11 protein-coding genes and 1 tRNA gene are annotated in these 12,895 nt (G+C 65.2%); 7 read left to right on the plus strand and 5 right to left on the minus strand.

What is annotated here, in order from left to right:
- Nucleotides 1-32 precede the first annotated feature (32 nt).
- Nucleotides 33-1,331: a homogentisate 1,2-dioxygenase gene (gene hmgA / locus ACE039_RS27660; RefSeq protein WP_485823908.1), complete on the minus strand. Its 1,299-nt coding sequence runs from the start codon at nt 1,329-1,331 to the stop codon at nt 33-35.
- Between the two features lie 163 nt (nt 1,332-1,494).
- Between hmgA and ACE039_RS27665 the strand changes: the two genes are divergently transcribed.
- Nucleotides 1,495-2,403, plus strand: coding sequence for a LysR family transcriptional regulator (locus tag ACE039_RS27665; RefSeq protein WP_310031735.1), 909 nt, complete (start codon nt 1,495-1,497; stop codon nt 2,401-2,403).
- Between the two features lie 4 nt (nt 2,404-2,407).
- Here ACE039_RS27665 and ACE039_RS27670 read toward each other — a convergent pair whose 3' ends face one another.
- The 4 genes from ACE039_RS27670 to mutM all read right to left on the minus strand — a co-directional run bounded on the left by ACE039_RS27670 (nt 2,408) and on the right by mutM (nt 6,353).
- Nucleotides 2,408-2,605, minus strand: coding sequence for a DUF2783 domain-containing protein (locus tag ACE039_RS27670; RefSeq protein ID WP_006227578.1), 198 nt, complete (start codon nt 2,603-2,605; stop codon nt 2,408-2,410).
- Nucleotides 2,606-2,624: 19 nt separating this feature from the next.
- Complete coding sequence (locus ACE039_RS27675; RefSeq protein ID WP_485823909.1) at nt 2,625-4,304, minus strand: FAD-dependent oxidoreductase; 1,680 nt, start codon at nt 4,302-4,304, stop codon at nt 2,625-2,627.
- A 130-nt stretch (nt 4,305-4,434) separates the two neighbouring features.
- A complete protein-coding gene (locus ACE039_RS27680; RefSeq protein WP_105556928.1) occupies nt 4,435-5,388 on the minus strand; it encodes an MBL fold metallo-hydrolase in 954 nt (317 codons plus the stop codon).
- Between the two features lie 137 nt (nt 5,389-5,525).
- On the minus strand, nt 5,526-6,353 hold the full coding sequence (mutM, locus tag ACE039_RS27685; RefSeq protein WP_313457226.1) for a bifunctional DNA-formamidopyrimidine glycosylase/DNA-(apurinic or apyrimidinic site) lyase: 828 nt from the start codon (nt 6,351-6,353) through the stop codon (nt 5,526-5,528).
- On the opposite strand from mutM, the gene ACE039_RS27690 reads away from it, so the two are divergent.
- The 6 genes from ACE039_RS27690 to ACE039_RS27715 all read left to right on the plus strand — a co-directional run bounded on the left by ACE039_RS27690 (nt 6,352) and on the right by ACE039_RS27715 (nt 12,822).
- Nucleotides 6,352-8,238 (plus strand): tetratricopeptide repeat protein, encoded by a 1,887-nt coding sequence (locus ACE039_RS27690; RefSeq protein WP_105556926.1) that lies wholly within the window; start codon nt 6,352-6,354, stop codon nt 8,236-8,238. The genes mutM and ACE039_RS27690 overlap by 2 nt on opposite strands.
- Before the next feature lie 59 nt (nt 8,239-8,297).
- Nucleotides 8,298-8,837 carry a lipoprotein insertase outer membrane protein LolB gene (gene lolB, locus ACE039_RS27695; RefSeq protein ID WP_233213994.1) on the plus strand — a complete coding sequence of 180 codons (540 nt, stop codon included), beginning with the start codon at nt 8,298-8,300 and terminating at the stop codon, nt 8,835-8,837.
- Between the two features lie 250 nt (nt 8,838-9,087).
- A complete protein-coding gene (locus ACE039_RS27700) occupies nt 9,088-10,686 on the plus strand; it encodes a methyl-accepting chemotaxis protein (RefSeq protein WP_485823910.1) in 1,599 nt (532 codons plus the stop codon).
- Between the two features lie 62 nt (nt 10,687-10,748).
- A complete protein-coding gene (gene ispE / locus ACE039_RS27705; protein WP_448710214.1) occupies nt 10,749-11,648 on the plus strand; it encodes a 4-(cytidine 5'-diphospho)-2-C-methyl-D-erythritol kinase in 900 nt (299 codons plus the stop codon).
- Between the two features lies 1 nt (nt 11,649).
- Nucleotides 11,650-11,726, plus strand: a tRNA-Gln gene (locus ACE039_RS27710).
- A gap of 145 nt (nt 11,727-11,871) precedes the next feature.
- Nucleotides 11,872-12,822, plus strand: coding sequence for a ribose-phosphate pyrophosphokinase (locus tag ACE039_RS27715; RefSeq protein ID WP_006227587.1), 951 nt, complete (start codon nt 11,872-11,874; stop codon nt 12,820-12,822).
- Nucleotides 12,823-12,895 lie beyond the last annotated feature (73 nt).

Consider the following 12,895-nt stretch of genomic DNA (forward strand, 5'->3'; position numbering starts at 1 on the left):
CCCCCTGGGCGTGGATCAGCGGGAAGCCGCCGTCACGCCTTCTTGGGATCGAAGTGCTTCACGATGCCCTGCCAGCACCGGTAATAGTCGCCCTGCAATTCTACCGACGCCAGGGCCTGCGCGGTCGGGCGGATGACGCGGCGCGTTTCGAACATGAACGCCATCGTGTCGCGGATGTAATGCGCCGTGTGGGTGTCGGCGCGCGAGGCCTTTTCGAAGGTCTCGGCGTCGGGGCCGTGGCCGCTCATGCAATTGTGCAGGCTGGCGCCGCCCGGGGCGAAGCCATCGGCCTTGGCGTCGTACACGCCCTGGATCAAGCCCATGAACTCGCTGGCGATGTTGCGGTGGAACCAGGGCGGGCGGAACGTGTCTTCCATCGCCAGGATGCGCGGCGGGAAAATCGCGAAGTCCATGTTGGCCGTGCCCGGGGTGTCGGACGGCGCGGTCAGCACGGTGAAGATGGAGGGGTCGGGATGGTCGAAGCTGATCGAGCCGATGGTGTTGAAGTGGCGTAAATCGTACTTGTACGGCGCGTGCGTGCCATGCCAGGCCACGACGTCCAGCGGTGAATGGTCGATGGATGCGCGCCAGAATCCGCCCGTGAACTTGGCGATCAGTTCAAAGTCGCCTTCCAGGTCCTCGTACCAGGCTACCGGCGTCTGGAAGTCGCGGGCATTGGCCAGGCAGTTCGAGCCGATCGGGCCCAATTCGGGCAGGCGCAGGGCCGCGCCGAAGTTCTCCAGCATGTAGCCGCGCGCGGTGTCATCCAGCAGTTCGACGCGAAAACGCACGCCACGCGGGATCACCGCGATTTCCAGGGGTTCCAGGTCGATCAGGCCCAGTTCGGTGGCCAGTCGCAGGCGGCCTTGCTGCGGCACCAGCAGCAGTTCGCCATCGGCGTTGTAGAAATAGCGGCCTTGCATGGACCGGTTGGCCGCATACATGTGGATGGCCACGCCGCCCTGCTCATCGGGGCCGCCGTTGCCGCCCCAGGTCTTCACGCCTTCCAGGAAGTCGGTCGGGGCATCCGGAATCGGCATCGGGCTCCAGCGCAACTGGTTGGGCGTGACCGGGCCATGGCCGAAGGTGCTTTCCCAGCCCGCCGCGCCGCCGAAGGGCTCGAAAGGCTTGTGCTGCGCGCCCGGGCGGACGCGGTAAAGCCACGAGCGGCGGTTTTCGCTGCGCGGGGCGGTGAAGGCGGTGCCGGACAATTGCTCGGCGTACAGGCCGTAAGGGCATTGCTGCGGCGAATTGCGACCCACCGGCAGTGCGCCGGGCAGCGCCTCGGTCGCGCAGTCGTTGCCGAAGCCGGTCTGATATTGCAGTTCCATGGAATCCTCCTGGGTGGCGGCGCGGTGCTTGGCCGCGCGGTCGGTATTCGGGGGCGGCCTGGGATAACCCAGGGCCGATGCGATATTGTCGGGAAAAACGCCCATTACGGCTACGGGAATGCAAAAATACAGACTATAAATTTTGTGAATAGTAGGGGGCTGCATGGCCGAATTGCGCGACGTTGACCTGAACTTGCTGATCCTGTTCCAGCACCTGCTGGAAGACCGCAATCTGTCTGCCGTGGCCCGGCGGATGGACCTGACGCAGCCCGCGGTCAGCAATGCCCTGCGCCGCTTGCGCGAGGCCTTTGGCGATGAGCTGTTCGTGCGTACCGCGCAGGGCATGCTGCCCACGCCCCGGGCGCAGCGGCTGGCCGGCCCCGTCAGCGAAGCGCTGACCATGCTGGGCCAGGCGTTGAAGGATCAGGACGTGTTCGACGCCGCCACCAGCAATCGCCGCTTCCGGGTCGCCATGACGGATGTCGGCGAAATCCACTTCATGCCCCGGCTGATGGAGGTCTGCGTGCAAGTGGCCCCGCATGTGCGCATTGATTCGGTGCGCGTGCAGGGGCCCGATCTGCCGCGCGAAATGGAGTCGGGCAGGGTGGACCTTGCCATCGGCGCATTCGACGAAATGGGGGCGGGCACGCTGCAGCGCATGCTGTTCCGGCAGGGTTACGCGACCTTGTTCCGTCAGGCGCACCCCACGGCGCATGCGGGCATGGGCATCAAGGCGTTCCGCGCCGAGCGGCATCTGATCGTGTCGCGCGCCGCGCCTTACGGGCAAGTCAATCAGTCGATGGAGCGCGCGGGCGTGGAGCTGGCCGAGCATTTCAGCGTGCCGCACTTTTCGGCCGTGCCCTACATCGTCAGCGCGACGGACTTGCTGGCGACCGTGCCCGAAAAGCTGGCCGCCAGCGCCGCGCCGCCGTTCGGCCTGCGCTTCATGACGCCACCGCTGAAAGTCCCCGCGCTGCAGACCAATATGTACTGGCAGCGCAGGGTGGACCGCGACGGCGGCAATCAGTGGTTGCGCGCCTTGATCGTGAATACGTTCGCGGTGGGCGTGTGACGCCTTACGCCTGCACCACCGACGCGCGCGCCTGCTGCAAGGCTTCGCGCAGCAGCGCCACGTCGCCCAGGTGATTGGCCAGCAGCAGGATCAGCGCCGCGTTCAATTCCTGGCTTTGCTCGTTCGTCAGGTCGCGGTGCGTTTCGATCAGCGCTTCGTAGAAGTCGTCCGGCGAGCTCAGGTTCGTTTCAGTAATCAGCATGATGGGTTGACCTTTGTCTTCAGGCGTGGCCCGTGGCCCGGTGGACCGCGCGGATCACGGTATCGGCATTGAATGCCCGCCAGCGGGCGGCGATGTGCTGGTCTGGCCGGATCAGATAGGCGGTGCCGGGCTGCCCGTCATAACGCTTGGCCAGGCAGCCTTCGGTGTCGGCCACCACGGGCAAGTCGGCGGACAGGCCTGTCGTGTCGCATTGGGCGGCTACGACCAGGACGGCCTTGACGGGCACGGGCGCCATGCGCAGGGCCTGCAAGGCCTGAAGCGTGTCGGCGCCAGGCAGCGCGTCGGCGCAGAACAGCGCCAGCACGAAGCCGCCGTCCAGCTGCGCCAGCCACCAGTCTTGTTCGCTGCGGCACGCGACCGGCGCGTCCAGCGCGACGGCCCCGGGCACCATGCGGCCCGTGAAGGCGTCAGTGTCCGGCGTGTTCAGCGGCGAGCCGCCGTACGTGGCCGGCAGCGACAGACGCCCGCTGTTGACCAGCGACCGGGCGAACGGATGCGTCTTGGCCAGGTTCAGCACGGCGTTGCGGAAGCTGCGGCTGATGTCGCTCTTGGGCGTGATGAAGTCAGTGGCGCGCGACGAATTCAGGATGTTCTCGTCCGCGGCGTACTCGCGTTCGGCGCTGTAGCTATCGATAAGCGTGTCGGGCGCCAGGCCCGCCAGCACCAATTTCAGTTTCCACGCCAGGTTTTCGGCGTCCTGCACGCCGCTGTTCGCGCCGCGCGCGCCGAATGGCGACACGCGGTGCGCGGAATCGCCAGCGAACACGACGCGGCCGTGGCGGAACTTGTCCATGCGTTCGCACGCAAAGGTATAGACGCTGACCCATTCCAGGTCGAACTGCGCGTCGGGGCCGAGCAGGGCGCGGATGCGCGGCAGCACGTTCTCGGGCTTGACGGCTTCGACGGGGTCGGCGTTCCAGCCCAGCTGGAAGTCAATGCGCCAGACATTGTCGGGCTGGCGATGCAACAGCACGGACTGGTTGGGATGGAAGGGCGGATCGAACCAGAACCAGCGTTCGGTCGGAAAGTCGGCCTTCATCTTCACGTCGGCGATCAGGAAGCGGTCGCGAAAGATGCGTCCATGGCTTTCCTGGCCGATCAGCTTGCGCACCGGCGACCGCGCGCCGTCGCAGGCCACCAGCCAATCGGCGTGCAACGTGTACGGGCCTTCGGGGGTTTCGATCGTCAGGTCGACGCCGTCTTCGGCTTGAACGACGCCGGCGACCTTGTTTTTCCAGCGCAGGTCGATGTTGGGTTCCTGGCGCGCCTGTTCATACAGGTAGCCTTCGGCGTAGTACTGCTGAAGGTTGATGAAGGCGGGGCGGCGGTGGCCGGGTTCGGGCAGCAGGTCGAAACGCCAGACTTCCTGTTCGCGGAAGAACACCTTGCCGACATTCCACGACACGCCCTTGTCGATCATGCGCTGGCCCACGCCCAGGCGGTCCCAGATTTCCAGCGTGCGCTTGGAAAAGCAGATGGCGCGCGAGCCGGTGGACAGGCGGTAGTCGTCGTCCAGCACCACGACGCGCACGCCCTGGCGGGCCAGGTCCAGCGCGGTGGTCAGGCCGACCGGGCCGGCGCCCACGACCACGACCTGGTGCCGCGGCGGTGCGCCGGCGCTTTGGTCGGCGTGCTTTTCATAGGCGAACTCCATCGCCTGAAAGTCGATGTCTCCCACGGTTGTCTCCTGTGTGGGTCATTTTGTTTTTATGTCGCGAAGCCGCGCGCCGTCGGCGGCGCGCAGTTTCGGTTCTTGCAATATCAGTCTGGGCCGCCGCGGGTCTGCGCCCGACTTGGCCCCGTTGGCCTTAGCCTTCCAGCTGCGCCCACATTTCCAGATCGCGCTTGTCGGTCCAGATGCGGGGATGGGTGTGGCCGCTGGCCTCGTCATAGGCGCGCGACACGTCGAACGGCATGCAGTGGTCGAAAATGACCCAGTCGCTGTAGCGCGGCTTCATGAAGTCGTAGACCTCGCGGTAGATCGTCTTCAGGTCCTTGCCTTCGGCCACGCCGCGGTTCACGGCGCCGTACAGGTCGGTCAGGAAGGCGCGGGTGCCGGCCAGACCCTGGCGGACTTCGGTGGCGTTCTTCAAGGCCGGGCCGCGGCCAGGAACCATTTTCTCGGCTTCGAAGCCCGACAGCGCGTCCAGCGTGCTGGGCCAGTCGCGGAAGTAGGCGTCGCCGCAGTACGGGGTGGACTGGTATTCGACCAGGTCGCCAGCGAACAGGATCTTCTGTTCGGGCAGCCAGGCGATGGTGTCGCCCTTGGTGTGGCCGCGGCCCACTTGCAGCAGCTTGACTTCCAGGTTGCCCAGGTCGACGGTCATTTCGCCCTTGAACGTCATCGTCGGCCACACCAGGCCCGGCGGAATCGATTCGGCGTTGCGGAACAGGCGGGGGAAGCGGCCGATTTCGCTGGCCTTGTCCTGTTCGCCGCGTTCGGCGATCAGGTCGTAGGTATCGCGGCTGGCCAGGATCTCTTGAGCGTTGTAGGCAGAGGCGCCGAACACGCGCACGGCATGGTAGTGCGACAGCAGGATGTACTTGATCGGCTTGTCCGTGACTTCGCGGATGCGGCGGATCACGTCCTGCGCCATGACCGGCGTGGCCTGGGTGTCGATCACCATGACGGCCTCGTCGCCGATGATCACGCCCGTGTTGGGGTCGCCTTCGGCCGTGTAGGCATAGGCGTTGTCGGACAGTTTTTCGAACGAGACGACCTTGTCGTCCAGGTCGGCGTGCGAGGCGAATTGCTTGCTCATGGAGGCTCCTTCCACTGTTCTAGGAATAGGTGTGTGAAAGGAATATAGCTTGGCGTTAGTGTTTGTGCAATACGTTTGCTATAAACAAATGTCCTTGTTTTTGCAGGGATTTCCCCAGGGTTTTCAAGGTGCTGGGGCTAGTTCCGTTGGCATTTCGGGCAGTAATAAGTGGCACGCTGGCCCTGGACGAAGCGCCGGATCGGCGTGGCGCAGACCCGGCACGGCAGGCCCTCGCGTTCATAGACCGCGGCATGGATCTCGAAGTAGGCCCCCGGCTCGCCGGTGGCGCCCACGTAGTCCCGCAGCGTGCTGCCCCCGGATGTCAGGGCGTCGGCCAGGGTGGCCCGGACCATGTCCGCCAGCCGGTCGCAGCGGGCGGGCGACAGCTTGTTGGCCGGCGTCTTCGGGTTGATGCGCGCCCGGAACAGGCATTCCGATGCGTAGATATTGCCCACCCCGACGACCGCCAGACCGGCCAGCAACACCTGTTTGATGGCGGCGCCATGGTTCTTGAAGTGCCGGTGCAGCCAGGCGCCGTCAAAGCGCGGGTCGAAGGGCTCGATGCCCAGTTTGGCCAGCAGGGGGTGGGTCTCGATGGGGCCGTCGGCGCCGGGGTGCCACAGCACCGCGCCAAATCGCCGGGGGTCATGCAGGCGCAACACGGCTTCGTCGAAAATCCATTCAACGTGGTCGTGCTTGCGCAGGAATTCACCCGGGGCGACGCTGCGCAGCGACCCGGACATGCCCAGATGCACGATCTGGGTGCCATGTTCGAAGCGCAGCAATAGATATTTACCCCGGCGGGCGCATTCCAGGACGGCGCGGCCGCCGATCAGCGACGGCAGATCGGGCGGAATGGGCCAGCGCATGCGGGCTTCGTGGACGACCAGGCGCTTGAGCGTCCGGCCAGTGATGACGGCGTCAATTCCCCGACGCGTGGTTTCGACTTCAGGCAGTTCCGGCATGAGCCAGTGTAAGATCATCAATTGCGTGTACGAAGATTGTGCCATCAACCGGACGGGCCGCGTGAAGTCGTCTTTCAAACAAATGAATATCGGGATCGCCACGCTTGCGCTTGCGCTGGCAACAGGTTTTGCGCTGCCGGCCCAGGCGGCCGACAGCCGGACGCGTGATGCGACCGGGCCCCGCATGGCGCCGCAGAACCATCAGCCCGAAACCGAGGTGATCCGCCTGCGTCCGGGCCAATTGCCCTACGTATCGCTCACCGCCGACATCTTCTATCGCGTCCTCGCGTCGGAGATCGCCGCCCAGCGCGGCATGTACGGCACGGCTGCAACCACCATGATCGGCCTTGCCCGGGACACGGGTGACCCCCGTCTGGCCCGCCGCGGCCTGGAGTTCCAGCTGGCCGGGGGCAATCTGCCTGGCGCGCTGGAGGCGGCCCGCGTCTGGGCGCGCCTGTCTCCCAACGACGTCGAAGCCAGCTCCACCGAACTGGCGTTGGCTGCCGCCAACGGGCAGACCAAGGGCCTGGCCCAGGCGCTGCGCAATCGCATCGATGCCTCGCGCGACAAGCCGGCCGCCATCGGCCAGGCTCTGGCCGTGCTCAGCCGCCTGAACGACCGCCGCCTGGCGCTGCGCATCCTGGACGAATCGCTGAGCGACAGCGTGCGCAAGCTGCCGGCCGCCCATCTGGCGCTGGCCGACGTGGCCTCTGCCTCGGGCGACTACGAGCGCGCGGCCCAGGAATCCCGCGCGGCGCTGGCGGCCGATCCCAAGTCCGAAGCCGCCGCTCAGCGCGTGCTGGAATACGGCTCGAAGGTCGATCCGCAACGCGCCATGACCGAGGCCCGCGCCTATATCAACCGTAATCCCGGCGCCCGCAAGGTTCGCCTGATGCTGGCCGGGCAACTGGCCGACAGCGGCGACTACAACGGCGCGCTGTCTGAACTGCAAGCCATGTCGCGCCGGTCGCCTGAAGACTTCGACCTGTTGTTCATGCAGGCCCAATTGGCCTACAAGGCGGGCCAGTTGCCGCAAGCCAAGACGCTGCTTCAGCAGTACCTGGACGTGCAGCAGCAGCGCCAGCGCGCTACCGTGCCGGGCGCCACGGATGCCGGCGCCGCCGCGGCGGACGCACACGTCCTGCTGTCGCGCATTGCCGAAGACCAAGGCCAATACGACGAAGCCATCAAGGAACTCGGCCGTATCGACGACCCCACGCTGCGCTATTCGGTCGCCATGCGTCAAGCCGCCCTGCGCGCCAAGAGCGGCCGGGTCGACGACGCGCTGGCCATGATCGATGGCGCCGGCCCGCAGGACGACGAAGAACGCACGCTGGGCGTACTGACCAAGGCGCAGATACTGCGCGATGCCGACCGCCTCCAGCAAGCCGTGACCACGCTGGAAGCCGCCGACCAGGCGCTGCCGGACACCGTCGAGATCAAGTACGAACTGGCGATGCTGTACGAACGCCAGAACCGCCTGGCCGACCTGGAACGCATGCTGCGACAAGTCATCGCGCTGGATCCGGACCACGCCCACGCCTACAACGCGCTGGGTTATACGCTGGCGGACCATAACCAACGCCTGCCCGAAGCGCTGGACCTCATCACGCAAGCGTTGGAGCTGTCGCCGAACGACCCGTTCATTCTGGATAGCATGGGCTGGGTCAAGTTCCGCATGGGCGAATCCGAGTCCGCCGCGGAATACCTGCGCCGCGCCTACAGCGTGCGCCCGGAAGCCGACATCGCCGCCCACCTGGCCGAAGTGCTGTGGTCCCAGGGCAAGCGCGACCAGGCGACGGATCTGCTGCGCGCCGCACTGATGAAGGATCCCAAGAACAAGACCGTCCAGGACGTCGTCAAGCGTCTGGGAGTGGGTCTGTGACGGTAGCGGTGCAACGCTTGGCTGATGTGTCCGGCTGGCTGCGCTGGGCGCTGCTGGCGATGCTGGCGTTCACGCTGGCCGCCTGCACCACCACGCCAAAGCCTATCGAAGGCGCCAGCCCCGATGCGTTTTCCCGCATCGGCCGTTTCGCCATCACCGTGAACGAAGAAAGCGGCAAGCAGAACGCCGTGCAGGGCGGTTTCTCGTGGTCTGACGACGGCCGGCGCTACGTGCTGGATCTGACCAATCCGTTGGGGTCCACCGAAGCCCGCGTGGAAGGCCAGCCCGGCGCTGCCAGCCTGACCAAGGCCGACGGCACGCGCCTGGTCGCCGACAATCCCGACGCCCTGGCCGAAGACGCGCTGGGCAGCAGCGTGCCGGTGTCCGGCTTGCGCGACTGGCTGCGCGGCAGGCTGCCGGCGCAACCCGAAGCGTCCGACGTCACGCATGATGAACTGGGCCGACCCGCGTCGTTCGAGCAAGGCGGCTGGCGAGCCAAGCTGTCGCGCTACGACACGCTGGGGCCGCAATTGCTGGTCCTGGAACGCCAGGAACCCGGGCGCCGCGTCACGGTGCGTCTGGTCGTCAACCAGCCTTGATCCTGACGGAGCCGTTCGCGCTCCGTCGCCTTTCCGCTTGTATTGCAATTCCTGCCTGCCGCAGCCGGCCTTAACACGTCCGGCCTGCTGCAATCGGGCAAATAAACGCGGCAAAGCTGGTCGTGTTACGGCTTGAAATAGTCAGGCCGGACTGAATAATTCTCCTCATGCCCGCGCGGGGCCACCCCTTGCGCGGACCGCAAGTGCGGCGGCGGCCAATCCTGTCGCCGCCTTTTTTGGAGAATGCCCTATGTTCAGGAACACGCGCATCGCGACGATGCTGTTGGGAATCATCGCGATATTTTTCACGTTTCAGCTGCTCGTGGGCGGCATGGGTTTTGTCGCGTTGCGCCAGACCAACCAGGACGTTGGCCAGCTCTATCGCCTGTCCTCGCAACAGGTCAACGCCGTGAACACCGCGGCCCTGTCGCTGGTGGCGGCCCGCACCGATTTAAGCCGCTACGCCACGCGCGTCGCGCAAGGCAACCTCAGTGATACGACGGCGCTGCGTCTGGCGCGCCAGCGCATCGCGGCGGGCGACCGCGCTTTCCAGGGCTTTTCCAGCGGCCTGTCGGCCGACGAAAAGACCGCTTCCGCGGACCTGATCCAGGCCTACGCCAACCTCAGCGCGAATCTGCAAAGCGTCGGCCGCGTGCTGGAGGCGGGCGACATGGAAAGCTATTTCAAGCAAGGCACGCAGCAAGCGCAGGAGCTGCTGGTCAGCGAACGCGACGCTTTCATGGTCCGGGCCGAAGAGGCGGGGCAGGGCGTCATGAACGAAATATCCCTCTTCCACACGCTATTTACGTCGTTGTTGGCCGGCATTCTGGCCCTGGGCCTGTTGATGGCCGTGGGCGCGCACGTGCTGATCCGCCGCATGATCGTGCGTCCGTTGCTGGAAGCTGGCGAGATCTTCCGCCGCATCGCCGAAGGCGACCTGACCCGCCGCGTGGCCGATCGTGGCAAGAACGAAATCGGCGCATTGCTGGCCGCCTTGAAGGGCATGCAGGACAGCCTGGTGCGCACCGTGTCCGCCGTGCGCAGGGGTGTGGACGAAATCAATGTGGGGGCGCGTGAAATCTCGTCGGGCAACACCGACCTGTCCAGCCGCACGGAAGAACAGGCCGCGTCCCTGGAAGAAACGGCCGCCAGCATGGAAGAGTTGGCGTCCACCGTGAAGCAGAACGCCGACACCGCGCGCGAAGCCAACCGCATGGTGGCGACGTCCGCCGCGGTCGCGCAGCGCGGCGGGGAGGCCGTGGCCGGCGTGGTCGAGACCATGCGCGCCATCTCCGGCAGTTCTTCGCGCATCGCCGACATCGTTGGCGTCATCGATGGCATTGCGTTCCAGACCAACATCCTGGCGCTGAACGCCGCGGTGGAAGCCGCGCGTGCGGGCGAGCAGGGCAAAGGCTTCGCCGTCGTGGCCAGCGAAGTGCGCACGCTCGCGCAGCGCAGCGCGGCTGCCGCCAAGGAGATCAAGCAATTGATCGAAGACTCCGCGCAGACCGTTGGCAAGGGATCCGAACAAGTCGAGCGCGCCGGCGCCACCATGCGCGAGATCGTTGATTCCGTGCAGCGCGTGACCCACTTGATGGGCGAGATATCCGCGGCTTCCGAAGAGCAGGCCAGCGGCATCGACCAGGTCAACCGCGCCGTGTCGCAGATGGATGGCGTGACGCAGCAGAACGCGGCCCTGGTGGAAGAGGCGGCCGCGGCCGCCGGGGCGCTGGAAGAACAGGCCCGCCAGCTTGCGGGCGCCGTGTCCGTCTTCAAGCTGCCGGCCGGGCAGGTGCTCGACGCGCAGGCCGAGCGGCTTGCTGGCGCGGGCACGCCGCAATTGGCCTGAGATCGGACGCGGCAGCCGGTGCGTGGCTAGAATGTGGGGATGTCCCGCACCGGTAGTCTTCTGTGACTTTGTACGACGTTCCCGCTCCCGCCAAACTGAATCTGTTCCTGCATGTGGTGGGTCGCCGCGCCGACGGCTATCACTTGCTGCAGACGGTCTTCCGTTTCATCGACCTGTGCGACACGCTGCATTTCGAGGTGCGCGCCGACGGCGTCATCAGCCGGGCGTCGGCACTGCCCGGCGTTGCCGAAGCCGATGACCTGACGTTGCGCGCGGCCCATGCGCTGCAACGCGCCACGGGCACGCGCCAGGGTGCGCAGATTGCATTGGAAAAACGCATTCCGCAGGGCGGCGGCCTGGGGGGCGGTTCCAGTGACGCCGCGACCGTGCTGATCGCCTTGAACAAACTGTGGGGGACGGGGCTGACGCGCCGCGAACTCATGGCGCTGGCCTTGCCGCTGGGCGCGGATGTGCCCGTGTTCGTTTTTGGGCAGTCGGCATTCGCCGAAGGCGTGGGTGAAGACCTGACCGCCGTGGCGCTGCCAGAACGCGCTTATCTGGTGGCGCAACCGGACACCAGCGTGCCGACTGCTGGAATATTTTCCGCACCCGATTTGACAAGGGATTCTTCCTGCATCACAATAGCGGACTTTCTTGCTTCGCCAACTTTTTCCTTCGGGAAAAATGATTTGGAGCCGGTAGTTCACCGTCTTTATCCTGAGGTTCTCAGGGCAACGCGGTGGCTTGCTGAACAGGGCATACCTGTTCGCATGTCGGGATCAGGCGCGTGTTTATTCGCCGAGTTTTCCGAACTTTCCGAAGCCGTTTTGGCAAAAGCAGAAATATCCGCTATAATGCGCGGCGCTGTTAAAACAAACAGCACAACGCATCCAGGGTTTCGGTTAGTGCAGGCATGTACTGGTTTAACTGAACATCCATTGCGGAATTGGATTGCAAGATAGTTGGGGAGTCGCCAAGCTGGTTAAGGCACCGGATTTTGATTCCGGCATGCGAAGGTTCGAATCCTTCCTCCCCAGCCAACCGAATACATAAAAAAGCTGTTGAACACGCCTGTAAGACACTGGCCCGGGTTCAGCAGCTTTTTTATTTTCCGGGTCCGCTGGTGTCTCGTAGCACCCCGCATCACCTCGTTAGTGTCTTACAACGACCATCGCATCATCCATCATGGCAAACGATAGCTTCATGATCTTCACGGGCACGGCCAACACTCGGCTGGCCGTGGACGTAGTCAACCACCTCGATATGTCCCTGGGCAAGATGACCGTCGGTCGCTTCTCGGACGGCGAGGTGATGGTCGAAATCAACGAGAACGTGCGCGGCAAGGACGTCTTCGTTCTGCAGCCCACCTGTGCCCCTACCAATGACAACCTGATGGAAATCATGGTTATGGTCGATGCCTTGCGCCGCGCTTCCGCTGGCCGCATCACCGCCGCGATTCCCTACTTTGGCTATGCCCGCCAAGATCGCCGCCCGCGTTCGGCGCGCGTCGCGATCTCGGCCAAGGTCGTGGCCAACATGTTGCAAGTGGCTGGCGTCGACCGCGTCCTGACGATGGACCTGCACGCCGACCAGATCCAGGGCTTCTTCGACATCCCCGTGGACAACATCTACGCCGGTCCGATCTTGCTGGGCGACATCTGGCGCCGCAATTTCTCGAACCTGGTCGTGGTGTCCCCCGACATCGGCGGCGTGGTCCGTGCACGCGCGTTGGCCAAGCAGCTGGAAGCCGACCTGGCCATCATCGACAAGCGTCGTCCGCGCGCCAACGTGTCGGAAGTGATGAACATCATCGGTGAAGTCGACGGCCGCACCTGCATCATCATGGACGACATGGTCGACACCGCCGGCACGCTGTGCAAGGCGGCCCAGGCCCTGAAAGACCGCGGCGCCGGCGCCGTTTACGCCTATTGCACGCACCCCGTGCTGTCGGGCGGCGCCATCGACCGCATTGAAGCGTCGGAACTGGACGAACTGGTCGTCACCGACACCATCCCGCTCTCCGAGCAAGGCCAGGCCAGCGGCAAGATCCGCCAGCTGTCGTGCGCCGCGCTGCTGGGCGAGACCATCCTGCGTATCTCGAACGCGGAATCGGTCAGCTCGCTGTTCGTCGACTGACGCCCAGGCGTCGGTCAGGCAACCGCCTACCCTAGTTTTTGCACCTTGCTGGTCGCGGCAAGGCGCAATCAAC

The organism is Achromobacter maghribensis, from assembly GCF_057334215.1.